This is a genomic window from Sphingomonas sp. GCM10030256 (genome assembly GCF_042666415.1).
Classification (GTDB): domain Bacteria; phylum Pseudomonadota; class Alphaproteobacteria; order Sphingomonadales; family Sphingomonadaceae; genus Sphingomicrobium.
The window spans coordinates 920,666-945,532 of sequence record NZ_JBHTDI010000001.1; the positions used below are offsets into that span (position 1 = coordinate 920,666).

The window sequence follows — 24,867 nt, forward strand, 5'->3', positions numbered from 1 at the left end:
TCAGTCGTCGCGGTCGCGGCGATTCTCGCGACGCAACTCCCTGCGGTCCTGCCGCTGGTCGCGCCGATACTCGCGCCGGTCCTGCCGTCGATCCTGGCGGAACTGTTCCTGCGTGACCTGGCCCTGGCGCAGCGCCTCCCGGTCGTCGCGCCGCTCGGTGCGGTAGGCGCGGCGATCGTCACGGCGCTCGACCCGGAAGTCACGCCAGTTTTCGCGGACCTGACGCCGGTCCTGCCGCACGTCGCGGCGGCTCTCCCAGTAGCGCCGGTGCGAGTCGTTCCACCGGACGGCGCGTCGGTTGCGATCGTAGACGTAGATGCCGGTGCCCGGGTAGTAATAGCCGTTGTACCAGCCATAGGACGGGCGGTAGCCGCCATAATAGTCGGAATAGCCACCGTAGGAGCCGTAACCGCCGTAGGTTCCGTAGCCGTAGGGCGTACCGTAGCCGTAACCATAGGGCGAGCCGTAGCCCACGGACACGCCGCCGCCGTAGCCGCCGTAAGGATCATAATAGCTGGCGCATCCACCCAACGCGGCGGACCCGATGACCGCCAGAATGGCGGTGCGAACACGAGGCGAGAACATGGTCGACTCTCCGAACAAACACGCCCCCGATAAGTCCTGCTGTGCTCCCGGCATTGAACGCGCCATGAACCGGGCACGCGCCGGCGGAGGTGACGCCGAACGGCCGCTGCGCTAACGGGCGCGCTTCCTTTATGCATTGGTGACCCGACGTTGAGCCTCTACGCCCGTTTTTCCGATCTGCTCGCAACTCTGCTGGACCAACTGGAGGGCGAGGGCGTGCTTCCGCCCGGACTGCCGCGCAAGGCGGTGTCGGTGGAACCCCCGCGCGATCCAAGCCACGGCGACCTTGCGACCAATGCCGCGATGGTGCTCGCCAAGCCTGCGGGCACCAATCCGCGCGCCTTGGCCGAGGCGCTCAAGCCCAAGCTGGAGGCGCTGTCCGAAGTGATCTCGGTTGAGATCGCCGGCCCGGGCTTCATCAACCTTTGCCTGACGCCGGAAGTCTGGCGTGCCGAACTGGCGGCCATCCTCGAAGAAGGCGACCGCTACGGGCAGCGCGACATCGGACAGGGCAGCCAGGTCAACGTCGAATATGTCTCCGCCAATCCAACGGGGCCGATGCACATGGGCCACTGCCGCGGGGCGGTGGTGGGCGACGCGCTCGCCAACGTGCTTCAGGCGGCAGGATTCGGCGTTACCCGCGAATATTACGTCAACGATGCCGGCAGCCAGGTCGACACGCTCGCCCGGTCAGCGCACCTCCGCTACCGCGAGGCATTGGGCGAGGACATCGGCGCGATCCCGGAAGGGCTGTATCCGGGCGACTATCTGAAGCCGGTCGGCGCTTTGCTCGCAAGCGAGTACGGCGACCGCTTCATCGGACGGCCAGAGACGGAGTGGCTGGCGGAGTTCAGGCAGCGCACCGTCGCGGCGATGCTGGACCTCATCCGCCACGACCTCGGCCTCCTCGGCGTGCATCACGACCTCTTCTCCTCCGAGGCCGAGGTCGTCGCTTCGGGAGCAGCGGACCGCGCCGTGGCAGCGCTGCGGGAGAAGGGGCTCGTCTACGAAGGCGTACTCGAAGCGCCGAAGGGAAAGGTAGTCGAGGATTGGGAGCCGGTCGAACTGACCCTGTTCCGCTCGACCCGGTTCGGCGACGACCAGGATCGGCCGATGAAGAAATCGGATGGCAGCTGGACCTATTTCGGGGTCGACACCGCTTATCACCTCCAAAAGCTCGAACGCTCGACCGACCTGGTCAACGTCTGGGGCGCGGACCACGCCGGAACCGTCAAGCGGACCCAGGCGGCGGTTGCAGCGCTGGCCGAACGCGATGCGCTGGACGTCAAGATCGTCCAGATGGTGCGCCTGTTCCGCGCCGGCGAGCCGGTCAAGATGAGCAAGCGCTCCGGCTCCTTCGTGACGCTCGCGGACGTGGTCCGCGAGGTCGGCAAGGACGTGGTCCGCTTCATGATGCTGACCAAGCGCGCCGACACGCCGCTCGACTTCGACTTCGCCAAGGTAGTCGAGGCATCTAAGGACAATCCGGTCTTCTACGTCCAATATGCCCACGCAAGGATCAGCTCGCTACAGCGCAAGGCAGCGGCGGGCACGATGGCGATCGCCGACGCCGCCGACCTGTCGCTGCTGGATGACGAGGAGCTTGGGCTGGTGAAGCTGGCGGCCCAGTACCCACGCGTCGTCGAGGGCGCGGCGCTTTCGCATGAGCCGCACCGCATCGCCTTTTACCTGTACGATCTCGCAGCAGCCTTCCACGCCTTGTGGAACCGTGGCAACGACGACCCATCGCGCCGCTTTCTGGTTGAGGACGAACCGGAAATCAGCCGGGCGCGGATTGAGCTTGCCACCGGAATCGCGCAGATCATCCGCAGCGGCTTGCGGCTGATGGGAGTCGAGGCCGCGGAGGAGCTGCGTTAGCCATGGCAGATGGGTCGGAGCGACTTCCCTGGCTGGACGAGCGCCGATCGCCACCTGCGTCCGCCGGGCGCGCTGCGGCTCCGTGGGGCTGGGCTGCCGGCGCGCTTGCCGTCCTCGGCGTAGCGGCAGGAGCCTATTTGTTCGGGACCAGGACCACGGAACGCTCGCCCGCGCCCGCTCCGCAGATCGTCGAGCGTGCTCCGTCGATCCCTCCCGCCCTGCCAGTGGAACAGCCACCGGTCGACGTGGTGCCCGAGCCCCCATTGGCCGAACTGGAAGACTTGCCCACGCCGCCGCCCCTGCAGCGCAGCCGGGATGCGGTCCGTGAGATCCGGGAATCCGCAGCCCGCGCCCGCGCCGCGGAAGCAAGCACGCAGGAGGAACTCGCGCTGGCCGAAGGCTCCGAAGAGCAGGCGCAAGCGTCTGGCGGGGAGTTCACGCGCCCCAGGTCCGCGGCTACTGACTCGCCGCCGCCGGTGGTCGGCCCCGTCCCCGTCATCATCCGCACGCCCGCGCAAAGCTGGGGCCGGAAGGTGCAGCTCGGCGCCTACCGCAGCCCGGCCATGGCCGACACCGTGTGGCGTGGTTTGGTCAAGCGCTATCCGTATCTCGCGGGCAAGCCCAAGCTGGTGACAGGCATCGACGTCCGCAGCACCGATGGGAAAGCGACCAGAATGTATCGCCTGCAGCTTGCGGCGGCTTCGCAAGCCCAGGCTGTTGTCATATGCCAGCAGCTGCAAAGGGCCGGTCAGAGTTGCGTGGTGGTTTACTGATGGATGCGAGGAATTTGCGCGGCAGGGACGAAGAAGCGCTGCCGTGGCTGGCGGCAGTGGACGACGAGGACGGTCCGCCCGCCCTCTCTGCGCGCAAGATGCTGGCGGCGCTGGTGGTGGTTCTGCTCGCCGCAGCGATCGTTGCGGGCACCCTGTTCTGGCTTGGCCGGCAGGGCAGCGGCGGCGGCAGCGGCCCGCCCGAGCTGATCCGCGCCGAACCCGGGCCGTACAAGGTCAAGCCGACCGATCCGGGTGGCCTGGATGTCGCGGGCGAGAGCGAAACGGCTTTCGCGACTGGAGCCGGGGAGGAACCGGATGCCCAGCTCGACCTGGACGCAGTGCCCGAACAACCGATCGCCCGGCCGCAGCCGCGCGAAGACGCGCCGTCGAAGAGCCTTCCCGGCGGCGAGGAAAAGGTTCCGGCCGACGAGCCTGCTGCCCCGCCGGCAGGGGGTTCGGGCAGCGTCATCCAGCTCGGCTTCTACGACAATGGTGCGCAGGCGCAGGCGGAGTGGGACGCCTTGTCCAAGCGCTTTTCGAGCATCGCTGGAATGAGCAAGATCGTCGTTCCCTATCAGACCGGCTTCCGTCTGCGCGCTGGAGCCGCCTCGCCCGCGGAAGCGCAGCGGGCCTGCCAACTGCTCAAGGTCGCGGGCGAGAACTGCTTCGTGGTCCGCTGACGATGCAAGCCGCGATCTATGGCCTGTCCGGGCCCGAGCTGACCGTGAACGAGCGCGCCTTTTTTGCGGCGGCTGACCCTGCGGGCTACATCCTGTTCAAGCGCAACTGCGTCACGCAGGAGCAATTGCAGCGGCTGACGAGCGACCTGCGCGACGTGCATGGCCGTGCCGACCTGCCGATCCTGATCGACCAGGAAGGCGGGCGCGTGGTCCGGATGCAGCCGCCCGAATGGCCGGCCTTTCCGCGCGGGGAAGCGTTCGACCGGCTGTATCGGCTCGCCCCCTCCTCGGCGATCGAGGCGGCACGGATGAATGCGCGGGCGCTGGGACTGGTGCTCAAGGCGGCGGGGGTCAACGTCAACTGCCTGCCGATGCTTGACGTTCGGCAGCCGGGCGCGAGTGACATCGTCGGCGATCGGGCGATGGGATCGGAGCCGATGCAGGTCGCCGCGCTGGGCCGGGCGGTGCTGGACGGCATGAGGTCCGCCGGGGTTGTCGGTGTGATCAAGCATATTCCGGGCCACGGCCGGGCGCTGGTCGACAGCCACAAGGAACTGCCGATCGTCACCGCCACCGACGCTGAGTTGGAGGTCGACCTCGAACCATTCGAGCGGCTGCGCGACGCGCCGATGGGCATGGTCGCGCATATCCTGTTCACCGCTTGGGACGCCGACCGTCCGTCGAGCCAGTCCCCGCGGATCATCGAGGAGATCATCCGCGGCCGGATCGGCTTCGGCGGCTTCCTGATGACCGACGACATCAACATGGAAGCGCTGAGCGGAAGCGTCGGCGAGCGCTCCGCTGCGGCGCTGGCCGCCGGCTGCGACGCCACCCTGCACTGCTCGGGCAAGCTCGACGAAATGGTCGACGTTGCCAACCACGTGGGTGCTCTCACCGCCGAAGCTGAGGCGCGGCTGGCGCGGGCGATGGCGGGGGCGATGGTCGAAGGGGAGGGACCGGAGCTGTCCGAGGCTACCGCGAAGAGGGACGAACTGTTGGCCCTGGCCTGAGTGTCAGTATCCCGGGGCGGGGCTTCGGTACGGCACTTCGCCGCTACGCAGCATCAGCGGTTTTGTTTTGCCGAATGCCCGCTACTCTCAACCCGATGACCGCCCACCTTCCGCTCCAGCGTGCCGATGAGTTGACGCTCAGCCTTGGCGCCTGGGAAGGGCCGCTCGACCTGCTGCTCAATCTCGCGCGGACGCAGAAGGTCGATCTCGCGCAAATCTCCATCCTCGAGCTGGTTGAGCAATATCTCGCCTTCATCGGCGAGGCGCGGGTGCTGAAGCTGGAGATCGCCGCCGACTATCTCGTCATGGCCGCCTGGCTGGCATACCTCAAGTCGTGTCTGCTGCTGCCCAAGGATCCGGAGCAGGACCCAAGCCCCGAAGAGCTCGCGGCGCGCCTGCAGCTGAGGCTGCAACGGCTGGATGCGATGCGGGACGCTGGGGCGCGGCTGATGAACCGCGATCGCATTGGCCGCGACGTATTCGTTCGCGGCGCACCGGAAGGGCTGCGGCTGGTGCGCAAGGCGCAGTGGCGGGCCGATGCGTTTGATCTTTACGCTGCGTACGGAGCCGTTCGGGCCCGGTCAGCGCCGGCGGTGCATGTCATTGCAAATCGCGCCGTCCTCACCCTCGACGAAGCGATCGAGCGGGTGGCGCGGCTGCTCGGCACTCGGGTCGAGTGGACCCGGCTGGAGGCGTTTCTCCCCGCGACCCAGGATCCGGCCTTTCGTCGCTCGGCGCTCGCCTCGTCCTTCGCCGCGACGCTGGAGCTTGCCCGCAAGGGGCGGCTGGAGCTTCAGCAGGATGCGCCGTTCGCACCGATCCGGGTTCGCGCCGCATGACCGGCGACGACTTCGCTCGCGCGGTCGAGGCGACCCTGTTCGCCTCGGCCGAGCCGCTCACTCCCGAGGAGATTGCCCTGCATGCCGGTGACGGCGACGTGGCGACCGCCCTCCAGTCGCTCGCCGACGACTATGCCGGCCGGGGCATCCAGCTCGTGGAGCGCGGCGGCAAGTGGCACTTCCAGACCGCGCCGGACCTTGCCCACCTGCTCCGCCGTACCCGGGAAGAGCCGCGCCGCCTGTCCCGCGCCGCGACCGAGACCCTCGCGATCATCGCCTATCACGAGCCGGTCAGCCGGGCCGAGATCGAGGCGATCCGCGGAGTGCAGATCTCCAGGGGCACGCTCGACGTGCTGATGGAAGCGGGTTGGGTTCGCCCCGCCGGCCGCCGCGAAGGACCGGGGCGCCCCTTGCTGTACGCCACCACCGGTGAGTTCCTCGCCCACTTCAACCTGGGGTCCCGCCGCGACCTTCCGGGCATCGACGATCTCCGGGCTGCGGGGCTGCTCGATCCGCTCGACGAGGCGCTCGGCCAGCTGCAACTGGAAAGCCCGGGCGAAGAGGACTAGGTTGGGGTGAATAAAGGAGTTTACGCAGATGGGCGGCTTCAGCCTCATTCACTGGATCATTCTCGGCGTCATCATCCTGCTGCTGTTCGGCGGCAACCGTTTCTCGGCGATGATGAGCGACGTTGCCAAGGGGCTGAAAAGCTTCAAGCAGGGCCTCTCGGAAGACGACGAGGAGGCCAGTCGCCGTGCCGCCGAGCAGCATAGGCTGGGTCAACCCGACCGGCCGATCGACGTCACGCCCAACCCGCGGGTAGCGGATCCGGTCGCACCTCCGCCGCCGGGGCCGGGTTCGGACCAGCAGCCCCGCTAGGCCGGGCGGGGAACCATGTTCGGCGTCGACACGACCGAACTCCTTATCGTCGCGGTGGCGGCACTGATCTTCATCGGGCCCAAGGATCTTCCGGTCGCCATGCGGACGGTTGGCCGCTGGGTGGGGAAGATCCGCGCCCATGCGCGCCATTTCACCGCCGGCGTCGAGACCATGATGCGGGAGGCGGAACTCGAGGAGATGGAGAAGAAGTGGCGGGAAGAGAATGAGCGGATCATGCGCGAATTCCCGACCGCCCTGCCCTATCCCGGCGCGGACCCGCAGGCGGTGATGCTGCCGCAAGCACAACCGGCTGCGCCTCTCGCTGGGGAAGAGCCCCAGCTCCCGCTCGGCGATCCGATGCCCCCGCCGGCGGACCGTCCGCTGCCGTGAAGGACATCGACGACACCAAGCAGCCGCTGATGCAGCACCTGGTCGAGCTTCGCGGCCGGCTGCTGCTGTCGCTTGCAGTGTTGGTCGCGGCTTTCTTCGTCTGCTATTATTTCGTCCAGCCTATCCTGGCCGTGCTGGTCCAGCCTCTGCTCGCGGCAGGGCAGGGCAAGCTCATCTACACCGACGTGTTCGAAGCCTTCTGGGTGCGGGTGAAAGTCGCCTTGTTCGCCGCGCTCATGGTCTGCTTCCCGGTGTTCGCGATCCAGATCTGGCGGTTCGTTGCGCCGGGGCTCTACGCGAAGGAGAAATGGGCGCTTCTGCCGTTCCTGCTGGCGACCCCGCTGTTCTTCGGCGGCGGCGCCTGCTTCGCTTACTTCGTCGCCATGCCGTGGGCCCTGCATTTCCTGCTCGGTTTCGAGGGCGATGTGGGCGGCGTCCAGCAGGAGGCGCTTCCCGCGATCGGCAATTACCTGTCGTTCGTGACCCGCTTCCTGTTCGGGTTCGGGGTGGCCTTCCTGCTCCCAATCCTGCTGATGGTGATGGAGCGTGCGGGCCTGGTCACTCGCGAGCAGCTCGCCGCCAAGCGGCGCTATGCGATCGTGGGCGCGTTCGCGATCGCCGCAGTGCTTACCCCGCCCGACGCCATCTCCCAGTTCATGCTCGCGGTGCCGCTGTACGCGCTTTACGAGCTGGCGATCCTCGCAATCCGGCTGACCCATTGGCGCGAGAGCCGCCGGTCGGCAGCGTCTTCTTCAACGGTGGTGGAAGTGGCCCAGACGCAAGTGGGCCCGGAAACGCCACCGGGGGGGGGGAGGGTTGGCGGTTCCGGGCCCATGTAATCGGATAGCGAGAGCGGGGGGGCAAAAGGTCACTATCCGAATAGCACAACGGCCCTTCTGGCTTGTGGTTCCGAGCCGAGCGAACTTTCAAAAAAAAAATCACGGGCGCGCCGGAAACACCGGCAACTCGACACCGTAGCGACCCAGCTTCCGCTCCAGATTCGAGCGCAGCTGCTTGGCAAGTCCGGCGATGATCCGCTCGAACTGCCGCCGTTGGGGATCGTCGATCGCTTCGGGATTGAGCACCGCGCTGGCGATCTGGAACCCGGCTGTCAGTTCGCCGCTTCGGCGCAGAGTCAGTTCGACCGGGTCGTTCGGCCGACTCAGCATTGCGAATTCGACGATCTCGGTCACCAGAAAGGCCACCGCCACGGCGACGTCCTGGGTGGTCTGCAAACTCTCCAGGTCAAGGTCGATGTTGACGCCACGCGCGCTATCCGGCGCGCTTGCCCGGAGGGATGCCGCCAGTTCGCTGAGCAGAGGGCGGAGCGCGATTCCGCGGTTCTCCTCCAGCTCGGCGTAATGGTTGCGGTGAACCACCGCGAGCGCATCGACCCGCCGCCCGATCGATGAATAAGCATCGCGCGCATCTTGCGAGGTTGCGGTCCGCCCATGGATGTTGAGGAGGCTGGCGACTACCTGCAGATTGTTCTTTACGCGGTGGTGCACCTCGCGGACCAGCTTGCGCTGTCCTTCCAGCGCATCGCTCATCTCATGTTCGGACTGTTCGATCCGGTCCACGGCACGAGCAAAGGCGTGGCCGAGCTCGCGAATCTCGGTCGCAGAACCGAGCCGGTCCGGCAACTCGAGTGGCCCCTGGCCCGGTTCGTAGAGGCTGACTGCCGTCTGGACCCGGCGGAGCGGCCGGAGCAGGAAGCGGCTGACCAGCAACCAGCTGAGCAACGCGGCGGCGATCCACATCAGCACTGGCAGCAGGATGATCAAACGGTCGACGTAGGCGATGCGTGGAATGGTGATGGTGCTTCGCGCCGTCAGTTGCGCGTTACCGAGCCGGTGCTCGCGCGTGACCTGCTCAAGCCGCAGCCCGCTTTGCGCGCCGTCCGCGATCAACGGCATCTCGCGAGCGCCGTCGCTGAGAACCAGGTCGGCCACTACGGCCTGGCTGGCAAGCGCCGCTTCGCGCAACTCCTCCTGGCTGAGGACTCCGGTGGCGTGTCCGCCGTTGAGGCCGACCCGATAATAAAGGAACCGGCCCCCGTCGCTGAGCCACAGGCGGATGTCTCCCGGCGCGACCAGCAGGTTCGCCCGTTCGTTGCGGAATGTCGGCGGAACGCCGCAGATCGGCAGGCCGCGCGCATCCTGAAGAAGGAAACTGTCGCTCACCGCAGAGGACACGGCCAGCGACTGTGCAACATAGTCGCACGGATTGTCGCCAGCTTGCCGCAAGGCGCCGCTGCCGGCGATCCTCAGGGCCAGCGCGTTGCGCCCGACCAGGCTTTCCACCGCTCGGGCGGCCGCCCGGCCCTGATCGTTGGCCCTCGCCACCAGCACTGAATTGGCCTGGTTGATGCCGCTCGTGGCAGCCCAGATGAGGACCAGTCCGAGCGGAAGGACCGCGGCGGAAAGAATCACCATTAGCTTGCCGGTGGTCGGCAAGCGGTCGAACCACCGCCTGACTGAACTCACTTGCCGCTGCCTCGACCGGTCAACGCGTCAAACAAGCTTCCCCAGGAGGTCGAGGAAATCGGCGGGAACATCTTCTTGAACGGTTTCGTCATAGACACTGCGCAACGCGCGCGACACGTCTTCGGGCGCGTCGCCGCGCTTGCGCCTTGGTTTGACGTCCGCCTTGTCGATTGCCGCTGTCGAGCCCTCGAACTTGTCGGAGCTCGCACGGCGCGAATCGGCACGCTTACCTTCACTCAACCTCTCGTCCCCCCCCAACGCCGGTGCCCCGTGTGGCGTAATTGAATCATCGCAAACACGAACCGATCGACGCGCGAGCGGTTTCCCTAAAAGTGGGGGAGCCGACTCGTCAATCGAGACGGCATGACCCTCGCGTGAAACCAAAGGCCAAGAGGTTAGTTCCGCAGCCGACATCGATTTCCATCGAGGCGCGGCACATCCGTCGCAGGCTTGCACAAAAAGCGATGCGCTCCCAATAGGGACGCCGATATTCAATGGAGCAACGAGACCATCATGTCGCTTGGCCAGGAACTCGCGCCGCACCTGCCTTTTCTGCGCCGCTATGCGCGCGCTCTCACCGGTAGCCAGACCCATGGCGATGCCTTCGTGCGGGCGGCCCTGGAAGCCATCGTCGCATCGCCGGAGAGCTTCCCCCGTGAAGTCGAGCCGCGGCTGGGCCTATACAAGACGTTTCACGCCATCTGGTCGACTGCCAATATCGAGGAGGGAGAAGATCTCGACGACGGTAGCCTCGGCAATCCGGAGGGCATCGCCCAGGCCCGCTTGTCGCGGATCACGCCGTTATCGCGCCAGGCCCTGCTGCTTACTGCTCTCGAAGGCTTTTCCTCGCGCGATGCCGGTTATCTGATCGGGGCTTCCGGCGAGGAGGTCGACAATCTCGTCGCCGAAGCGCTGGAGGAGATCGAGCGCCAGACGCTGGCCGATGTGCTCATCATTGAGGATGAGCCGATCATCGCCATGGATATCGAGACCATCGTTCGCGACCTCGGCCACAATGTCACTGGAGTGGCGGTGACCCGCGACGAGGCGGTAGCCCAAGCGCGCGCCCATCCGCCCGGCCTGGTGCTCGCCGACATCCAGCTTGCTGACGACAGCAGCGGCATCGACGCCGCGCGCGACATCCTCGCGGAATTCGCGGTTCCGGTGATCTTCATCACGGCATTTCCCGAGCGGCTGCTGACCGGAACCCGGCCGGAGCCGACCTTTCTGATCACCAAGCCGTTCCAGCGGGCCACGGTGAAGGCGGCGATCGCGCAAGCCCTGTTCTTCGACGCGGCAACCGTTCCGGCGGGATAACATTTCCCGTCCGAAACGGGAACATGGCGGCGCGGCGGCGCGTTGGCTGGCTTCAAGATTGGGGAAGCCTTCACTTATGCAAGACGACACGCCGGAACACCTGACCGGAACTGAGGCACGCGCGGGAACCACCCCGGGCGTCGCCCGAGTGGCCTTGATCGGAGGCCTGCTGCTGGTGGTGGTGATCTTTGCCGTCATCTTGTTCGTCGCCGGCTGATTTCCTATATTCGTGACCAGCGTGATGACGAACGCGGCAGCCGTGCACCATCGGCACGGCGTTAAAGACGGGCGGGGTTCAGTGAACGACGAGGATGAGCAGCAGGCGGAGGACGCCGAGCGCGCGGAACTCGTGCCGCTGTCGGATCCTGAGTTCAAGGATCAGCTCGGCCAGGTTATCCCGCATTTGCGTGCGTTCGGGCGCTCGCTGTCGGGCAGCCGCGATCTGGCCGACGATCTTGTTCAGGAGACTTTGCTCAAGGCGTGGGCAGCGCGGAAGCGCTTCCAGGCTGGGACCAACATGCGCGCCTGGACCTTCATCATCCTGCGCAACCTGTTCCTCAGCCAGATGCGCCGCGCTCGGTTCAAGGGCGAATGGGACGAACTGACCGCCTCCAAGATCCTGGCGGCTCCGGCAAGCCAAGACCGGCACGTGGAGCTTGGCGATATGCAGCGCGCTCTGCTGCACCTTCCCCAGCCGCAGCGTGAAGCGCTGATCCTGGTTGGCGCGGGCGGCTTCGCCTATGAGGAAGCAGCGGAAATCTGCGGTTGCGCCGTCGGTACGATCAAGAGCCGCGTCGCGCGCGGTCGGGTCGCGCTGGAACAGCTTCTGTCAGGCGGCAAGCTGCCCTCACGGCGCCAGCACAAGACCGATCCGAATGTGTCGGCGCTGTCGCAGATCATGGGCGAAGTCGAGGAACTGTCGCGGGATCGGGGCTGAACACTGAACTCCCGCCAGGCGGTATAAAAGCGGCAGCGCCGCTTCGATCCTTATTCCTGACGTGAGTGCCTTCCGTTGACTGACCCGCGTCCGGCAGAGTGGCGCAGCGGGTTAGCCCAGGCGGGCCAGCAATTCGTCAAGCTCACGATCGGCTTGCGTCGGCGGAACGGCCCCAAAGGCCTTGCGCAACGCAGCGGTTACTCCGGCATGTGCTGGCGGAAGCTCGACTCGGATGATCCTGCGATCCATCGATTGTTCCGTCGCCGCCCTGATGTTTGGGTCGGATTTCATTTGCACTGTTCAACGCCGAAGGGGCGAACAGGTTTCGTTTAAACGACCGATCGGGCAAGAAGAGCGGCATGGATGCAACGCTTGTCCGCCGCCATCGTGAGGCGGCGCTGGACCGTGCGGGACGTTACTCCCCGTTCTTGCGGCAGGCGGTTGCGCTTCGTCCGGCCATCGCCGACCTGTTTCTCGAGCAGGGCTCGTCGGCGGCGATCGCGGCGGCGCTGCAGGCCGGTGGTGCCGACACCGCTTCACGCCTCCGTCATCAGCGTCACTCGCTGGCCCTCGCGGTGGCGCTTGGCGATCTTGCCGGTGAGCTGAGCCTGGAAGAGGTCACCGCCGCGCTCAGCGACTTCGCGGACCGGGCGATCGACGAGGCGCTGCGAACCGCAGTTGCCGAGCGCCTGCCGGATGCCCCGTTCGCCGGTCTCACCGCCCTCGCGCTGGGCAAGCTCGGCAGCCGCGAACTCAACTATTCATCGGACGTCGATCTCATCCTGTTGTTCGATCCTGCGACGCTCCCGCGGTCGGGGCGCGATGAGCCCGGACAAGCGGCGGTGCGTTATGCCCGGCGCTTCATCGAGCTGCTCCAGGCCCGCACCGCCGACGGCTATGTAGCCCGGGTCGACTTGCGCCTCCGGCCTTCGCCCGAGGTAACGCCGATCGCACTCAGCCTCGGTGCAGCGATCTCCTACTACGAATCCAGCGCGCTGCCATGGGAACGGGCAGCGTTCATTCGCGCCCGGGCATGTGGCGGCGACATCGAGCTGGGCGAGCGCTTCCTGGCGGAGATCAAGCCCTTCATCTGGCGCCGGGCCCTCGATTTCGGCGCGATCGACGAGATTCGCGACATCTCGCTGCGCATCCGTGACCATTATGCCCAAGGGCAGGGTTTCGGCCCCGGCTTCGACCTGAAGCGGGGTCGGGGCGGGATCCGCGAGGCGGAATTCTTCACCCAGGTGCAGCAGCTCGTCCACGGTGGCCGCGACCCGGCGTTGCGGCCTTCGGCGACCCTCGACGCGCTCGACCGGCTTGCCGCCGCGGGCCGGCTGGATCCAGAGGTCGCCCAAGCCGTGGGTGAAGGATACCGCGCGCTCCGCACTGCCGAGCACCGCGTTCAGATGATCGGCGACAAGCAGGAGCACCGGCTTCCCGGTACCCGAGCCGAACTGGATGGTTTGGCGCGGCTGCACGGGGCCGAGGACGCCGAGGCGCTGCTGGCCTGGCTCCGCCCGCATGCCGACGCAGTTGCCGCTCAGTTCGATGGCCTGGTCACCGAGCAGCGCGCTCACCTGTCCAACGATCCCGATCTTCTCCGGTCGGAACTGGCCACGCTGGGCTTCGCCGATCCGACGGAAGCAGCACGGCGGGTCGCCGACTGGCGCTCCGGTCGTCCCCGCTCGCTTCGTTCGCCGGCGGCCCGGTCCGCGTTCGAGGCGATGCTGCCGACGCTGCTGCGCGAACTGGGCGCCGCGCCCGACCCGCACCGGGCCTTGAACCGGTTCAGCGACGTCGTCGATCGCCTGTCCAGCGGGGTCAATCTCTACCGGCTGCTGGAGGCCCGGCCGCAACTTGCGTCTCATCTGGCGCTGATCCTCGCCCACGCCCCGGCGCTCGCCGACCACCTGGCGCGCCGGCCAACCCTTCTCGACGGGCTGATCGACGCGTCCAGCTTCGCCCTTCCGCCGGACGCGCGGACGCTGGCAGAACAGTTCCAGGAGACGATCGCCGAAGACCCGTTCGACGTCGCGCTTGACCGCGTCCGGAGGATGGTTGGGGAGCGCCGGTTCGCGTTGGGCGTGCAGCTGATCGCCGCTCATCGCGATCCGATCGAGGTGGCGGAAGGCTATAGCGACCTTGCCGAGGCATCGGTCATTGCCTTGGCTGCGGCAACCGAGCGCGAGTTTGCCCGCGCTCATGGCCGAATCGCCGATGGCGAGTTGGTCGTACTGGCGCTGGGCCGGCTGGGTGGGCGCGCGCTGACCTATGCCAGCGATCTGGACCTTATCCTGCTGTTCGACGCGCCGCCGGGGAGCCGCTCTGACGGCCCGCGCCCGCTCAGCGCGACCGACTATTACAACCGTCTGGGCAGCCGGATGGTCGCCGCGCTCAGCGTCCCGACCGCCGCCGGACCGCTCTACGAGGTCGACACAAGGCTTCGGCCGCAGGGCACGCAGGGAATGCTTGCGGTCAGCCTCGAGGCCTTTGCCGACTATCAGCGACGCGAGGCGTGGACCTGGGAGCATCTCGCGCTGTGCCGGGCAAGGCCGCTGACCGGCTCGGACGCCGCGCGCGCGAAAGTGCGCGGGCTGGTGTGCGACATCCTCCAGACCCCGCGCGATCCGCACAAGGCTCGCGCCGACGCGGCGGCGATGCGGCTCGACATGGCGCGCCACAAGCCGCCCGCGGGGCCGCTCGACATCAAGCTCGGCCCGGGCGGGCTGGTCGACCTCGAGTTCGCGACCCACACCCTGCAACTGACCACCCACGCCGGGCTCGACCCCCGCCTCGAAGTTGCGATTGCCGCACTGCACGAGGCGGGGCTCGTGGATGCCCAGGCCGATCCGGACCTGCGCCTGCTCAGCCGCATGCTGGTCGTGATGCGGCTGGTCTCGCCGGGCGCGCTCGACCCGCACGAGCAGAGCCGGCCCTTGGTCGCCTCCCTGTGCGGCTACCCTGATTGGGACGCACTGCTTGCGGCCCATGACGCGGCGCGGCACAGGATCGCGGAGCTTTGGAACAGGGTTAAGGAAGAACGATGATCGAAGAAGGCGGCCAGGCACCGGACCTCACCATCACCGGCAGCGATGGCAAGGCGATCCACCTTGCCGCTCCCGGCGCCCCCTTGGTGCTGTTCTTCTATCCCAAGGACGATACCTCCGGCTGCACCCGAGAGGCGCAGGACTTCACCGCGCTGGCCCCCGAGTTCGCCACCGCCGGCGTAAAGGTGGTGGGCGTGTCCCGCGATCCGATGAAGAGCCATGAGAAGTTCATCGCCAAGTATGATCTCGCCGTGCCGCTGGCGTCGGACCTGGACGGAGCGGTGAGCGACGCGTTCGGCACCTGGGTGGAGAAGTCGATGTACGGCCGCAAGTACATGGGCATGGAGCGTGCGAGCTACCTCCTCGCCGGCGACGGCCGCGTCCTCCGCTGCTGGCGCAAGGTCAAGGTGCCGGGCCACGCCGCCGAGGTGCTCGCAGCCGCAAAGGCTGCCGCGTGACCGAGCTGCTCGGGGCCGAAGAGTTCAACGTCCTGCCGCACCTTGCCGCCATGCTCATCGCCTATCTGCTGGCGCTTCCGATCGGCTGGAACCGCGAAAAGGAAGAACGCAGCGCCGGGCTTCGCACCTTCCCGCTCGTGGCGGTCGCGACCTGCGGCTTCATCCAGGCAGTGGAGGGCATGGCCGGCGACGATCCCGGTGCGATGGCGCGAGTCATTGAAGGGCTGATCACCGGCATGGGCTTCATCGGCGGCGGAGCGATCCTCAAGGTCAAGGAAAGCGTCCGTGGCACAGCCACCGCGGCCAGCCTGTGGGTCACCGGCGCAATCGGCGTTGCGGTCGGGGTCGGCAGCATCGACGTCGCGGTGATGCTGACCATAGCCGCGTTCGTCACCTTGGTCGTGCTTGCGCCGCTCAAGAAGATCGTCGACTTAGACGACGACAAGGCTGAGCCGCACGCCCGCGAGTGAGCGGCTTCAGCCGCGACGGGTGCGGACGAACTCCAGGATCGCTGCCGCCTGCCGCTCGGATGCGGGAACTGGCGAGGGGTCGATCGAGCGCTGGAGCGCCGCGCGCTGCACCGGCTCGAACTGTGGCTGCAACTCCGCCGCCCGGTTCAGCGCCGGCCCCAGCTCGGCCGCCTGTTCGATCACCTGGCCGAACTTCCAGTGCGCGTAATGCTCGTCATCCTGCCATTCGACCCGGTCGAGGTTGAGGAAGATGCACGGCCGCGGCTGGCGGATGAACTCGTACACTTGGCTCGACACGTCGCCGATGTAGACGGACGCCGCGCTGGTGTAGCTCATGTCGATCGAGCGCATGCTCCCCGGATCGACGAGGACGTTTGCTGTGGGCGCGGTGAGGCGAGGCCCGCCGCTGAGCTTCACGTGTGGCGCGACGATGAAGTTCCAGCCGTCGATCCGGGCAAGCTCAGTCAGCACCTCGCGGCCGTGGCGATGCCAGGAGCTCAGCTTGGGATCGAAGTGCGGATTGTAGAGCGCAATCGGCCGCCCGTCGTCGAAGAGTTGGCGCGCCGGCGGGACGATCTCGAACTTGGCATAGCCCGTTACCTTGACCTGCTCGGGGGTCCGCAAGCCCCGCGCGACCAGCCGCTCCTTGTTCTTCTCCCCGCCCACCAGGGTGAGGTCAAAGAAGCGATGCTTGCGGTTGTAGCCGCGCGCCCGGTCGCCGGCACCATGCATCATGTGGATCACCGGCGCGGTGAAGCCCGGCATGCGCTTGAGGATGCTGCTGGTCCGCTCCGTCGTGACGATCGCATCGAAGCCATTGATCAGCCGCAGGTGGTAGATCAGCGCCCAGATCCGCTTGGGCGGGCTGAACAGCCCGTCGCGCCGCAACGACGGCACGAAGATGCGCTTGAGGTGCAGCGAGCGGTCCGGATCAAATTCGCGGATTAGCGCCAGCGCCGACCTGCTTGCGGACAGGACGTGCACTTCTACGCCCGGCTCCTTCGCCAGGCGGAGCGCGGCCGGGAGCCAATGGAAGATCTGATGAGCCTGGGCAATGGCCAGGAAGGCGATACGGATCATTCAGTCGGGTTCATAATTGTCGATGCACGCGGCCTTAGCCAAGGGCTGGCCAATTGGCGAACCGGCCACTATCTCGGCCGCAACGCACAGGATGGATCATGGCCGAGTTCACGCTTCCCAAGAACAGCAAGATCACCAAGGGACGGACATTCAAGTCCGACGCCCCTAAGGGGCAGGTCAAGAGCTTCAAGATCTACCGCTACGATCCGGATAGCGGTGCCAATCCGCGCTACGACACCTTTGAGGTGGACACCGCCGAATGCGGCCCGATGGTGCTCGACGCGCTTATCAAGATCAAGAACGAGATCGACCCCACGCTGACCTTCCGCCGCTCCTGCCGCGAAGGCATCTGCGGCTCCTGTTCGATGAACATGGCCGGCCGCAATGGCCTCGCCTGCACCACAGCGATCGAGGACATCAAGGGAGAGGTGCGCATAACGCCGCTTCCGCACATGGACGTGATCAAGGACCTGGTGCCCGACTTCACCCATTTCTACGCGCAATATGCCTCGATCCAGCCGTGGCTGAAGACCGCCACCCCGGCGCCCTCGGGCAAGGAACGGCTGCAGTCGCCGGACGATCGGGACAAGCTCAACGGCCTGTACGAGTGCATCCTGTGCGCCTGCTGCTCGACAAGCTGCCCGAGCTACTGGTGGAACGGCGACCGCTTCCTTGGGCCAGCGATCCTTCTTCAGGCCTATCGGTGGCTGGCGGACAGCCGCGACGAGATGACCGGCGAGCGGCTCGACCAGCTGGAGGACCCATTCCGTCTGTACCGCTGCCACACCATCATGAACTGCGCCAATGTCTGCCCGAAAGGGCTGAACCCGGCCAAGGCAATCGCGGAAACCAAGAAGCTGATCGCGGAGCGCGCCGCTTAGTACCTTGCTCCTCCCCCTTGGGGGAGGTTGCGAAGCGCCGGAGGGGTGCGCCTTACCCCTCTGTCATGCTCCGCACGACATCTCCCCCACGGGGGAGAAGCTGCCGTGTTGCACCCCCGCACATCCCCCACTAACCCACCGCACATGGACGACGTCCCGAACCGCCCCACGGGCGCCGCTCCCGACCCCCGCAACCCCGGCTGGCTCAGCTACGGCGAGTTCCCGCGCGGCAGCTTTGCAGCCGCCACCGGCAAGCTCCTCTTCCGCCCCGACGGCCCCGGCCGCGGCATCTGCCGCATGCAGGTGGAGGACCACCATCTCAATCTCGGCGGATCGATCCACGGCGGCGCGGTGATGAGCTTCATCGACATGGCTTTGTTCGCGGCTGGCCGCTGCGCCGGGATGAGCGAAGGTCATTACGTCACCCTCGACCTCACTACCCACTTCGTTGCACGCGGCCGGGCCGGATTGCCGCTCGACGCCCATGTCGAACTCGTCCGCCAGACCCGCAGCATGGCGTTCCTCCAGGGCGTGGTCAGGCAGGAGGGCGAGCCATGCTACAGCTTCACCGGCACCCTGAAGCGCCTCCGCGACCGCGCATGATTGGTCCGGTCGAGACCGCTTACCAGGAGTTGCTGAGGGCAGGGGAGGTCAAGGCCGATCCCGACCAGGCGCGGGCGGTGAAGGCACTGGGCCGCCTTGCCAGCGACCTGGCCGAGTCCTCAGGCCTGCTCACGCGCCTGTTCCGACGGAAGCAGCAGCACGTTTGCGGCGTCTACCTGTGGGGCGGGGTAGGGCGCGGCAAGTCGATGCTGATGGATCTGGCGTTCGACCACATTCCAGCCGAACGAAAGCGGCGGGTGCACTTCCATGCCTTCATGCTCGACGTCCACCAGCGCCTGCGCCGCATCCGGACGAATGGAAACGGTGACCCCATCCCGCCGCTGGTCGGGGAGCTTGCGTCCGAGGCGAGACTGCTCGCGTTCGACGAGATGGTGATCAACAATACCGCCGATGCAATGATCCTGTCGCGGCTGTTCACCGCTCTGCTCGACGAGGGTGTGGCGGTGGTTACTACGTCCAACCGCCGGCCGCGTGATCTCTACAAGGACGGTCTCAATCGCGAGCTGTTCCTGCCGTTCATCGCGCTGGTCGAGCAGCGCCTGCAGGTGGTCGAGCTCAACGGCCCGACCGACTACCGTCTCGACCGCCTGAAGGGGGTGGGCACGTGGCATGTCCCGAACGGTCCGGTCGCCACCGCCGCGCTGAGCGAAGCCTTCTTCCGGCTGACCGACTATCCGGTCGAAGACCGGGCGCATGTCCCGACCGAAGAACTGGAGGTCGGCGGCGGACGCGAATTGCATGTGCCCAAAAGCCTAAAGGGCGTCGCCGTCTTCTCGTTCAAGCGGCTGTGCGGCGAAGCTCGCGGCGCGGCCGATTATCTCGCCATCGCCCAGCGCTTCCATACCGTGATCCTGGTCGGCATCCCGGTGCTCGGCCCCGAGAAGCGCAACGAGGCGGCCCGTTTCGTGACGCTGATCGACGCACTCTACGAGCACAAGGTGAAACTTCTCGCCGCCGCTGATGCCGAGCCCGCCGGCCTTTATCCAGCGGGCCATGGTGCCTTCGAATTCCAGCGCACAGTCAGCCGCCTGGAGGAGATGCAAAGCGCCGACTACCTCGCCGAAGGACATGGGACCGCTGCCTGAAAGGCGCACGCCCTCAACGAAAAGGCCGCCCGAACTCTCGTCCGAACGGCCTCCTGTGAGTCTGCGAAACGGGTCAGCGAAGCAGGGCGCTGATCACCTGCTGGACGATAAGCGTCCTGGGATCGACCTGATACAGATAGCCATCGTTGTAGTAATAACGGTCGTCCGCATCGAGGTCATACTGACGCCGCAGGTCGTAGGGCAGGCGGTTGTAGGCATAGCGGTCGTAGCCGTAGCTGGACACGTAGCGCTGGCCGCGCGCCAGCTTCTTGGCCTGTCCCGGTGGCATGCAGCCCTTCTTGGCCAGACCTGGCGGGCAATTGCCGACGCCATAGCCCGAATGGCCCATGGCGCGATGATCGACATGCTTGCCATGCTTGGCATGCTTTGCGTGATCGCCATGCCCGTTGCCGGGCTTGGCTACGGCCGAAGCCGCGGTGAAGGCGAGGGCCGCAGCGCTCGCAACAAGAAGTGCATGTTTCATAACTGGATCAATGCCTGAAAGGCGCTGAACGATCCCTGAGGCGTTCGTTCATCGGGTTGCCCCTTTTGCTCTCACCGGTTAGAGCGCGCGGCACATTCCGCCCGCCCGGGCCGGACTCCACATGAACAAGGGACGCGTCACCCCAATGGCTCGCAAGAAGATCGCGCTGATCGGCGCCGGCAACATCGGCGGCACCCTGGCCCACCTCGCCGCGCAGAAGGAGTTGGGCGACATCGTCCTGTTCGACGTGGTCGAAGGAATCCCCCAGGGCAAGGCACTCGACCTGTCGCAGTGCGGACCGATCGAAGGCTTCGATGCCAAGGTCACCGGTTCGAATGACTATGCCGACATTGCCGGGGCGGATGTCATCATCGTCACCGCCGGCGTCGCCCGCAAGCCGGGCATGAGTCGCGACGACCTCATCGGCATCAATCTGAAGGTGATGAAGGCGGTAGGCGAGGGCATCAAGGCCAAGGCTCCCGACGCGTTCGTGATCTGCATCACCAATCCGCTCGACGCGATGGTTTGGGCGCTCCGCGAATTCTCCGGCCTGCCGCACAACAAGGTGGTCGGCATGGCGGGCGTGCTGGACTCGGCTCGCTTCGCCCACTTCCTCGCCGACGAATTCAAGGTGTCGGTCAAGGACGTGAACGCCTTCGTGCTCGGCGGCCACGGCGACACGATGGTTCCGGTGACCAGCTACACCACCGTCAGCGGCATTCCGGTCGACGACCTCGTCAAGATGGGCCGGTCGTCGAAGGAGAAGATCGACGCGATCGTCAAGCGCACCCGCGGCGGCGGCGGCGAGATCGTGGCCTTGCTGAAGACCGGCTCGGCCTATTACGCTCCGGCCACCAGCGCTATCGCCATGGCCGAAGCCTATTTGGGCGACCAGAAGCGCATTCTGCCCTGCGCGGTCTATGTTGAGGGCAAGTACGGCCTCGACGGCCTCTACGTCGGTGTGCCGGTGGTCATCGGCGCCGGCGGCGCGGAGGAGGTGATCGAGATCGACCTCGACGAGGAGGCCAAGCAGAACCTTCAGGTCAGCGTCGGCGAAGTGAGGGGCCTGCTGGAGGCCTGCAAGCAGATCGACAGCTCGCTGGCTTAAGGATTTCTCATGAGCATCCTCGTTAATAAGAACACCCGCGTCATCACGCAGGGCATGACCGGTGAGACCGGCACTTTCCACACGCAACAGGCGCTCGCCTACGGCACGCAGATGGTCGGCGGCGTGACTCCGGGGAAGGGCGGGACGACCCACCTCGACCTGCCGGTGTTCGACACCGTCGAAGAAGCGGTCGAGAAGACCGGCGCGGACGCGTCCGTCATCTACGTTCCGCCGCCCTTCGCCGCGGACTCGATCCTGGAGGCGATCGACGCCGAGGTGCCGCTGATCGTCTGCATCACGGAAGGGATTCCGGTGCTCGACATGGTCAAGGTCAAGCGCGCTCTCTCCGGCTCCAAGTCGCGGCTGATCGGGCCGAACTGCCCGGGCGTGCTGACGCCCGACGAGTGCAAGATCGGCATCATGCCGGGCAACATCTTCTCCAAGGGCAGCGTCGGTGTGGTCTCGCGTTCGGGCACGCTGACCTATGAGGCGGTGTTCCAGACCACCAACGAGGGCCTCGGCCAGACCACCGCGGTCGGCATCGGCGGCGACCCGGTCAAGGGCACCGAGTTCATCGACATGCTCGAGATGTTCCTGGCTGACGACGAAACCAAGTCGATCATCATGATCGGCGAAATCGGCGGCGCGGCCGAAGAAGAAGCCGCCCAGTTCCTCGCCGACGAAGCCAGGCGCGGCCGAAGCAAGCCGACCGTCGGCTTCATCGCCGGCCGCACCGCGCCTCCCGGCCGCCGCATGGGCCATGCCGGCGCGATCGTTTCCGGCGGCAAGGGCGATGCGGAATCGAAGATCGCCGCGATGGAAGCCGCTGGCATTCGCGTGTCCCCGAGCCCATCTGAGCTTGGCCGCACGTTGACGGAGCTGTTGAAGGGCTAGGGCTGTGCTCCCGCGCAGGCGGGAACCTAGACAGGCCGCACAGCGGCCTTCCTGCTGCCGCAGGAGTTGTTGATGAGGTCTGGACCCCCGCCTTCGCGGGGGTGCGAGGTTGAGATGAACGAGTTGTACGAGACCGAGCAGGGACCAAGCTGGCAGCGGCCGAACTGGCCGGTGGCGGTGCTCGACGACGTCAATCTCGGGCTCGATCCCACAGAGGCGACCATCGAGAAGGTCGCTTCTAAGGCAAGGGAAGCGGCCAAGTCTTCCGGGGTCACCGACGAAGCCGCGATCCGCCGCGCCGCGGAGGACAGCATCCGCGCGATGATGCTGATCCGCACCTACCGGGTACGGGGGCACCTTGCCGCCGACCTCGACCCACTCGGCCTTGCCAAGCGCGATCTCCCCGCCGACCTTACGCCGGAATATCACGGCTTCACCGCCACCGACCTCGACCGCCCGATCTACATTGGCGGAACCCTCGGCCTGCAGCAGGCCACCGTCCGAGAGATCGTCCGCATCCTCCAGGCCAACTACTGCGGCAAGGTCGGTCTCGAATATATGCACATCAACGACCTGGAGGAGCGCCGCTTCCTTCAGGAACGGATGGAAGGCCGCGACAAGGCGATCAGCTTCACCGCCGAGGGCAAGCAGGCGATCCTCGAAAAGGTCATACACGGCGAGCAGTGGGAGAAATTCCTCGCCCGCAAGTATGTCGGCACCAAGCGCTTCGGCCTGGACGGCGGCGAAAGCATGATCCCGGCGCTCGAGGCGGTGATCAAATATGGCGGGCAGCTCGGAGTCACCGAGGTGGTCGTCGGAATGGCCCACCGCGGGCGGCTGAACGTGCTCGCGAACGTGATGGGCAAGCCCTATCGCGCCATCTTCAACGAATTCGCGGGCGGCAGCGCGAATCCGGACGATGTCGGCGGCTCGGGCGACGTCAAATATCACCTCGGCACCTCTTCGGACCGCGAGTTCGACGGCATCAAGGTGCACCTGTCACTGCAGGCCAATCCGTCGCACCTGGAGGCGGTGAACCCGGTCGTGCTCGGCAAGGCCCGCGCGGTGCAGACCATCGTCGGCGACAAGCATGGCGACACCGTCCTGCCGGTGCTGCTCCACGGTGACGCGGCCTTTGCTGGCCAGGGCGTAGTCTGGGAGTGCCTCGGTTTCTCCGGCCTGCCCGGCTATGGCACCGGGGGCTGCCTGCATTTCGTCATCAACAACCAGGTCGGCTTCACCACGTCGCCGCAGTTCGCGCGCTCGTCGCCCTATCCGTCTGACGTCGCCAAGGGCATCCAGGCGCCGATCCTGCACGTGAATGGCGACGATCCCGAAGCGGTCACTTTCTGCTGCAAGCTCGCCATCGAGTTCCGCCAGCAATTCAACCGCGACATTGTCATCGACATGTGGTGCTATCGCCGCTTCGGCCACAACGAAGGCGACGAGCCGAGCTTCACCCAGCCGCTGATGTACGACGCGATCCGCAATCATCCGCCGGTCAGCAAGCTGTACGGCGACCGGCTGGTGGCGGAAGGCGTGGTCGACCAGGGCTGGATCGATGCTCGGACGAAGCAGTTCGTCGACCATCTGGAAGGCGAGTTCGAGGCGGGGGCCAGCTACCTGCCGAACAAGGCGGACTGGTTCGAAGGACGTTGGGCGGGCCTCAACCGTCCCGACGAGCCGGTCGAAGGCCGCCGCAACATCCAGACCTGCGTCACCGACGAACAGCTCGATCGGGCCGCGAGAGTGCTGACGACCGTTCCGGAGGGGGTCACGGTCCACAAGACGCTGCAGCGCATCCTCGACGCCAAGAAGGCGATGTTCGAGAGCGGCAGCGGCTTTGACTGGGCGACTGCCGAGGCGCTGGCGTTCGGCACCCTACTGGCCGAGGGGCACAACGTCCGCCTGTCCGGCCAGGACAGCGGCCGCGGCACCTTCAGCCATCGCCACGCCGCCTGGACCGACCAGAAAACGGGCGAGAAGTTCATTCCGCTGCAGACGATGGAAGGCGGACGCTTCGAGGTACGCGACAGCCCGTTATCCGAGTTCGGGGTGCTCGGCTTCGAATATGGCTACAGCCTGGCCGACCCGCGCACCCTGGTGCTCTGGGAAGCGCAGTTCGGCGACTTCGCCAATGGCGCGCAGGTGATCATCGACCAGTTCATAGCCAGTGGAGAGGCCAAGTGGCTGCGCGCCAGCGGGCTCGTCCTGCTGCTGCCGCATGGTTACGAGGGGCAGGGGCCGGAGCATAGCTCGGCGCGGCTCGAGCGCTATCTGCAGCTGTGCGCCGACGATAATATGCAGGTCGTCAACTGCACCACCCCCGCCAACTATTTCCACCTGCTGCGGCGACAGCTGCTCCGCGATTTCCGCAAGCCGCTGGTCGTGATGACGCCCAAGTCGCTGCTGCGCCACAAGCTGGCGGTGTCGAGCCGAGCCGACTTCACCGGGGAAAGCCACTTTCGCCGGCTGTTGTCCGATCTCAACCCGCCGGCGGAAGGCGCGACGAAGCGTCTGGTCCTGTGTTCGGGCAAGATCGGCTACGAGCTCATGGAGGCGCGTGATGTCGCCGGGCTGACCGACGTGGAGATCATCCGGGTCGAGCAGCTCTACCCTTTCCCGTCGGAGCCGCTGGTCAAGCGCCTGCGGGCGATGCCGAACCTGCAGGACTTGGTGTGGGCTCAGGAAGAGCCCCGCAACAACGGCAGCTGGTTCTTCGTCGAGCCGTTCATCGAGGCGTGCCTGAACGAAAGCGGCCATGGGCTGCGTCCCCGCTTTGCCGGGCGCTCCGCCGCCGCCTCGCCCGCGACGGGCCTTGCCAAGCGGCACGTTGCCGAGCAGGCGGCGCTGGTGGCCGCTGCGTTGGGCACGGGCGAGGCCAAGGCCGCCGCAGCGGACAATGCGGCCGATACCGTGCGCAAGGCCGGTAAGGCCGCAAGCTGAGGACGAGACGAGAACC

Annotated in this window: 27 protein-coding genes; 21 read left to right on the forward strand and 6 right to left on the reverse strand. The window is 66.5% G+C overall.

Features of this window, described 5'->3' with window-relative positions; all coding sequences use genetic code 11:
* Positions 1 to 585: a hypothetical protein gene (locus ACFQPG_RS04420; RefSeq protein WP_380810549.1), complete on the reverse strand. Its 585-nt coding sequence runs from the start codon at positions 583 to 585 to the stop codon at positions 1 to 3.
* A 150-nt stretch (positions 586 to 735) separates the two neighbouring features.
* Here ACFQPG_RS04420 and argS point away from each other — a divergent pair, with 150 nt between their 5' ends.
* The 9 genes from argS to tatC all read left to right on the forward strand — a co-directional run bounded on the left by argS (position 736) and on the right by tatC (position 7,873).
* Positions 736 to 2,463: an arginine--tRNA ligase gene (argS, locus tag ACFQPG_RS04425; protein ID WP_380810550.1), complete on the forward strand. Its 1,728-nt coding sequence runs from the start codon at positions 736 to 738 to the stop codon at positions 2,461 to 2,463.
* A gap of 2 nt (positions 2,464 to 2,465) precedes the next feature.
* Positions 2,466 to 3,236, forward strand: a complete 771-nt coding sequence (locus tag ACFQPG_RS04430; protein WP_380810551.1) for an SPOR domain-containing protein — start codon at positions 2,466 to 2,468, stop codon at positions 3,234 to 3,236.
* Complete coding sequence (locus ACFQPG_RS04435; protein ID WP_380810552.1) at positions 3,236 to 3,916, forward strand: SPOR domain-containing protein; 681 nt, start codon at positions 3,236 to 3,238, stop codon at positions 3,914 to 3,916. The genes ACFQPG_RS04430 and ACFQPG_RS04435 overlap by 1 nt, the downstream gene beginning before the upstream one ends.
* A 2-nt stretch (positions 3,917 to 3,918) precedes the next feature.
* Positions 3,919 to 4,926: a glycoside hydrolase family 3 N-terminal domain-containing protein gene (locus tag ACFQPG_RS04440; protein ID WP_380810553.1), complete on the forward strand. Its 1,008-nt coding sequence runs from the start codon at positions 3,919 to 3,921 to the stop codon at positions 4,924 to 4,926.
* 74 nt (positions 4,927 to 5,000) lie between these two features.
* Complete coding sequence (locus ACFQPG_RS04445) at positions 5,001 to 5,765, forward strand: segregation and condensation protein A (protein WP_380810554.1); 765 nt, start codon at positions 5,001 to 5,003, stop codon at positions 5,763 to 5,765.
* Positions 5,762 to 6,334 (forward strand): SMC-Scp complex subunit ScpB, encoded by a 573-nt coding sequence (gene scpB / locus ACFQPG_RS04450; RefSeq protein ID WP_380810555.1) that lies wholly within the window; start codon positions 5,762 to 5,764, stop codon positions 6,332 to 6,334. Before ACFQPG_RS04445 ends, scpB begins: the two co-directional genes overlap by 4 nt.
* Before the next feature lie 28 nt (positions 6,335 to 6,362).
* Positions 6,363 to 6,644 carry a twin-arginine translocase TatA/TatE family subunit gene (tatA, locus tag ACFQPG_RS04455; RefSeq protein WP_380810556.1) on the forward strand — a complete coding sequence of 94 codons (282 nt, stop codon included), beginning with the start codon at positions 6,363 to 6,365 and terminating at the stop codon, positions 6,642 to 6,644.
* Positions 6,645 to 6,659: 15 nt separating this feature from the next.
* Positions 6,660 to 7,034, forward strand: coding sequence for a Sec-independent protein translocase protein TatB (gene tatB, locus ACFQPG_RS04460; RefSeq protein ID WP_380810557.1), 375 nt, complete (start codon positions 6,660 to 6,662; stop codon positions 7,032 to 7,034).
* 29 nt (positions 7,035 to 7,063) lie between these two features.
* Positions 7,064 to 7,873 carry a twin-arginine translocase subunit TatC gene (gene tatC, locus ACFQPG_RS04465; RefSeq protein ID WP_380811707.1) on the forward strand — a complete coding sequence of 270 codons (810 nt, stop codon included), beginning with the start codon at positions 7,064 to 7,066 and terminating at the stop codon, positions 7,871 to 7,873.
* A gap of 99 nt (positions 7,874 to 7,972) precedes the next feature.
* Here tatC and ACFQPG_RS04470 read toward each other — a convergent pair whose 3' ends face one another.
* On the reverse strand, positions 7,973 to 9,520 hold the full coding sequence (locus tag ACFQPG_RS04470) for a sensor histidine kinase (RefSeq protein WP_380810558.1): 1,548 nt from the start codon (positions 9,518 to 9,520) through the stop codon (positions 7,973 to 7,975).
* 27 nt (positions 9,521 to 9,547) lie between these two features.
* The gene (locus tag ACFQPG_RS04475) at positions 9,548 to 9,778 is read right to left on the reverse strand and encodes a NepR family anti-sigma factor (RefSeq protein ID WP_380810559.1); all 231 of its coding nucleotides are present in this window, start codon (positions 9,776 to 9,778) and stop codon (positions 9,548 to 9,550) included.
* Between the two features lie 255 nt (positions 9,779 to 10,033).
* Between ACFQPG_RS04475 and ACFQPG_RS04480 the strand changes: the two genes are divergently transcribed.
* The 3 genes from ACFQPG_RS04480 (at position 10,034) to ACFQPG_RS04490 (ending at position 11,774) form a co-directional block, all read left to right on the forward strand.
* The gene (locus ACFQPG_RS04480; protein WP_380810560.1) at positions 10,034 to 10,837 is read left to right on the forward strand and encodes a response regulator; all 804 of its coding nucleotides are present in this window, start codon (positions 10,034 to 10,036) and stop codon (positions 10,835 to 10,837) included.
* 76 nt (positions 10,838 to 10,913) lie between these two features.
* Complete coding sequence (locus tag ACFQPG_RS04485) at positions 10,914 to 11,054, forward strand: hypothetical protein (RefSeq protein ID WP_380810561.1); 141 nt, start codon at positions 10,914 to 10,916, stop codon at positions 11,052 to 11,054.
* Positions 11,055 to 11,078: 24 nt separating this feature from the next.
* Positions 11,079 to 11,774, forward strand: coding sequence for a sigma-70 family RNA polymerase sigma factor (locus ACFQPG_RS04490; RefSeq protein WP_380810562.1), 696 nt, complete (start codon positions 11,079 to 11,081; stop codon positions 11,772 to 11,774).
* Between the two features lie 111 nt (positions 11,775 to 11,885).
* Here the strand turns inward: ACFQPG_RS04490 and ACFQPG_RS04495 are convergent, their stop codons facing one another.
* Positions 11,886 to 12,023: a hypothetical protein gene (locus ACFQPG_RS04495; protein WP_380810563.1), complete on the reverse strand. Its 138-nt coding sequence runs from the start codon at positions 12,021 to 12,023 to the stop codon at positions 11,886 to 11,888.
* Between the two features lie 110 nt (positions 12,024 to 12,133).
* Here ACFQPG_RS04495 and ACFQPG_RS04500 point away from each other — a divergent pair, with 110 nt between their 5' ends.
* Genes ACFQPG_RS04500 through ACFQPG_RS04510 form a run of 3 tightly spaced genes read left to right on the forward strand, consistent with a single transcriptional unit; the run spans position 12,134 to position 15,749 of the window.
* On the forward strand, positions 12,134 to 14,821 hold the full coding sequence (locus ACFQPG_RS04500; RefSeq protein WP_380810564.1) for a bifunctional [glutamine synthetase] adenylyltransferase/[glutamine synthetase]-adenylyl-L-tyrosine phosphorylase: 2,688 nt from the start codon (positions 12,134 to 12,136) through the stop codon (positions 14,819 to 14,821).
* On the forward strand, positions 14,818 to 15,279 hold the full coding sequence (locus tag ACFQPG_RS04505) for a peroxiredoxin (RefSeq protein ID WP_380810565.1): 462 nt from the start codon (positions 14,818 to 14,820) through the stop codon (positions 15,277 to 15,279). Before ACFQPG_RS04500 ends, ACFQPG_RS04505 begins: the two co-directional genes overlap by 4 nt.
* On the forward strand, positions 15,276 to 15,749 hold the full coding sequence (locus tag ACFQPG_RS04510; RefSeq protein ID WP_380810566.1) for an MgtC/SapB family protein: 474 nt from the start codon (positions 15,276 to 15,278) through the stop codon (positions 15,747 to 15,749). The genes ACFQPG_RS04505 and ACFQPG_RS04510 overlap by 4 nt, the downstream gene beginning before the upstream one ends.
* 6 nt (positions 15,750 to 15,755) lie before the next feature.
* On the opposite strand, the gene ACFQPG_RS04515 is transcribed toward ACFQPG_RS04510, so the two are convergent.
* A complete protein-coding gene (locus tag ACFQPG_RS04515; protein WP_380810567.1) occupies positions 15,756 to 16,829 on the reverse strand; it encodes a glycosyl transferase in 1,074 nt (357 codons plus the stop codon).
* 98 nt (positions 16,830 to 16,927) lie between these two features.
* Between ACFQPG_RS04515 and ACFQPG_RS04520 the strand changes: the two genes are divergently transcribed.
* The 3 genes from ACFQPG_RS04520 (at position 16,928) to zapE (ending at position 19,419) form a co-directional block, all read left to right on the forward strand.
* Entirely contained in the window at positions 16,928 to 17,710 is a 783-nt protein-coding gene (locus ACFQPG_RS04520; protein WP_380810568.1) for a succinate dehydrogenase iron-sulfur subunit, read from the forward strand.
* A gap of 144 nt (positions 17,711 to 17,854) precedes the next feature.
* Positions 17,855 to 18,313 carry a PaaI family thioesterase gene (locus tag ACFQPG_RS04525; protein ID WP_380810569.1) on the forward strand — a complete coding sequence of 153 codons (459 nt, stop codon included), beginning with the start codon at positions 17,855 to 17,857 and terminating at the stop codon, positions 18,311 to 18,313.
* Positions 18,310 to 19,419: a cell division protein ZapE gene (gene zapE / locus ACFQPG_RS04530; RefSeq protein WP_380810570.1), complete on the forward strand. Its 1,110-nt coding sequence runs from the start codon at positions 18,310 to 18,312 to the stop codon at positions 19,417 to 19,419. The genes ACFQPG_RS04525 and zapE overlap by 4 nt, the downstream gene beginning before the upstream one ends.
* 73 nt (positions 19,420 to 19,492) lie before the next feature.
* Here zapE and ACFQPG_RS04535 read toward each other — a convergent pair whose 3' ends face one another.
* Positions 19,493 to 19,903 (reverse strand): hypothetical protein, encoded by a 411-nt coding sequence (locus ACFQPG_RS04535; RefSeq protein WP_380810571.1) that lies wholly within the window; start codon positions 19,901 to 19,903, stop codon positions 19,493 to 19,495.
* A 145-nt stretch (positions 19,904 to 20,048) separates the two neighbouring features.
* Between ACFQPG_RS04535 and mdh the strand changes: the two genes are divergently transcribed.
* From mdh to ACFQPG_RS04550, 3 genes are all read left to right on the forward strand, one after another.
* Positions 20,049 to 21,011 (forward strand): malate dehydrogenase, encoded by a 963-nt coding sequence (gene mdh, locus ACFQPG_RS04540; protein WP_380811709.1) that lies wholly within the window; start codon positions 20,049 to 20,051, stop codon positions 21,009 to 21,011.
* Positions 21,012 to 21,020: 9 nt separating this feature from the next.
* A complete protein-coding gene (gene sucD / locus ACFQPG_RS04545; RefSeq protein ID WP_380810572.1) occupies positions 21,021 to 21,905 on the forward strand; it encodes a succinate--CoA ligase subunit alpha in 885 nt (294 codons plus the stop codon).
* A 114-nt stretch (positions 21,906 to 22,019) separates the two neighbouring features.
* Positions 22,020 to 24,851, forward strand: a complete 2,832-nt coding sequence (locus ACFQPG_RS04550) for a 2-oxoglutarate dehydrogenase E1 component (protein ID WP_380810573.1) — start codon at positions 22,020 to 22,022, stop codon at positions 24,849 to 24,851.
* Positions 24,852 to 24,867 lie beyond the last annotated feature (16 nt).

Bases quoted from the DNA above. Each gene is read 5' to 3' on its own strand.
- ACFQPG_RS04500 (WP_380810564.1), top strand. From the start codon at position 12,134: ATGGATGCAACGCTTGTCCGCCGCCATCGTGAGGCGGCGCTGGACCGT.
- ACFQPG_RS04515 (WP_380810567.1), bottom strand. From the start codon at position 16,829: ATGATCCGTATCGCCTTCCTGGCCATTGCCCAGGCTCATCAGATCTTC.
- ACFQPG_RS04525 (WP_380810569.1), top strand. From the start codon at position 17,855: ATGGACGACGTCCCGAACCGCCCCACGGGCGCCGCTCCCGACCCCCGC.
- sucD (WP_380810572.1), top strand. From the start codon at position 21,021: ATGAGCATCCTCGTTAATAAGAACACCCGCGTCATCACGCAGGGCATG.
- ACFQPG_RS04440 (WP_380810553.1), top strand. From the start codon at position 3,919: ATGCAAGCCGCGATCTATGGCCTGTCCGGGCCCGAGCTGACCGTGAAC.
- ACFQPG_RS04445 (WP_380810554.1), top strand. From the start codon at position 5,001: ATGCCCGCTACTCTCAACCCGATGACCGCCCACCTTCCGCTCCAGCGT.
- tatC (WP_380811707.1), top strand. From the start codon at position 7,064: ATGCAGCACCTGGTCGAGCTTCGCGGCCGGCTGCTGCTGTCGCTTGCA.
- ACFQPG_RS04485 (WP_380810561.1), top strand. From the start codon at position 10,914: ATGCAAGACGACACGCCGGAACACCTGACCGGAACTGAGGCACGCGCG.
- tatA (WP_380810556.1), top strand. From the start codon at position 6,363: ATGGGCGGCTTCAGCCTCATTCACTGGATCATTCTCGGCGTCATCATC.
- ACFQPG_RS04495 (WP_380810563.1), bottom strand. From the start codon at position 12,023: ATGGATCGCAGGATCATCCGAGTCGAGCTTCCGCCAGCACATGCCGGA.
- scpB (WP_380810555.1), top strand. From the start codon at position 5,762: ATGACCGGCGACGACTTCGCTCGCGCGGTCGAGGCGACCCTGTTCGCC.
- ACFQPG_RS04430 (WP_380810551.1), top strand. From the start codon at position 2,466: ATGGCAGATGGGTCGGAGCGACTTCCCTGGCTGGACGAGCGCCGATCG.
- ACFQPG_RS04535 (WP_380810571.1), bottom strand. From the start codon at position 19,903: ATGAAACATGCACTTCTTGTTGCGAGCGCTGCGGCCCTCGCCTTCACC.
- ACFQPG_RS04420 (WP_380810549.1), bottom strand. From the start codon at position 585: ATGTTCTCGCCTCGTGTTCGCACCGCCATTCTGGCGGTCATCGGGTCC.
- ACFQPG_RS04480 (WP_380810560.1), top strand. From the start codon at position 10,034: ATGTCGCTTGGCCAGGAACTCGCGCCGCACCTGCCTTTTCTGCGCCGC.
- tatB (WP_380810557.1), top strand. From the start codon at position 6,660: ATGTTCGGCGTCGACACGACCGAACTCCTTATCGTCGCGGTGGCGGCA.
- ACFQPG_RS04505 (WP_380810565.1), top strand. From the start codon at position 14,818: ATGATCGAAGAAGGCGGCCAGGCACCGGACCTCACCATCACCGGCAGC.
- ACFQPG_RS04520 (WP_380810568.1), top strand. From the start codon at position 16,928: ATGGCCGAGTTCACGCTTCCCAAGAACAGCAAGATCACCAAGGGACGG.
- ACFQPG_RS04435 (WP_380810552.1), top strand. From the start codon at position 3,236: ATGGATGCGAGGAATTTGCGCGGCAGGGACGAAGAAGCGCTGCCGTGG.
- ACFQPG_RS04490 (WP_380810562.1), top strand. From the start codon at position 11,079: ATGACGAACGCGGCAGCCGTGCACCATCGGCACGGCGTTAAAGACGGG.
- zapE (WP_380810570.1), top strand. From the start codon at position 18,310: ATGATTGGTCCGGTCGAGACCGCTTACCAGGAGTTGCTGAGGGCAGGG.
- mdh (WP_380811709.1), top strand. From the start codon at position 20,049: ATGGCTCGCAAGAAGATCGCGCTGATCGGCGCCGGCAACATCGGCGGC.
- ACFQPG_RS04550 (WP_380810573.1), top strand. From the start codon at position 22,020: ATGAACGAGTTGTACGAGACCGAGCAGGGACCAAGCTGGCAGCGGCCG.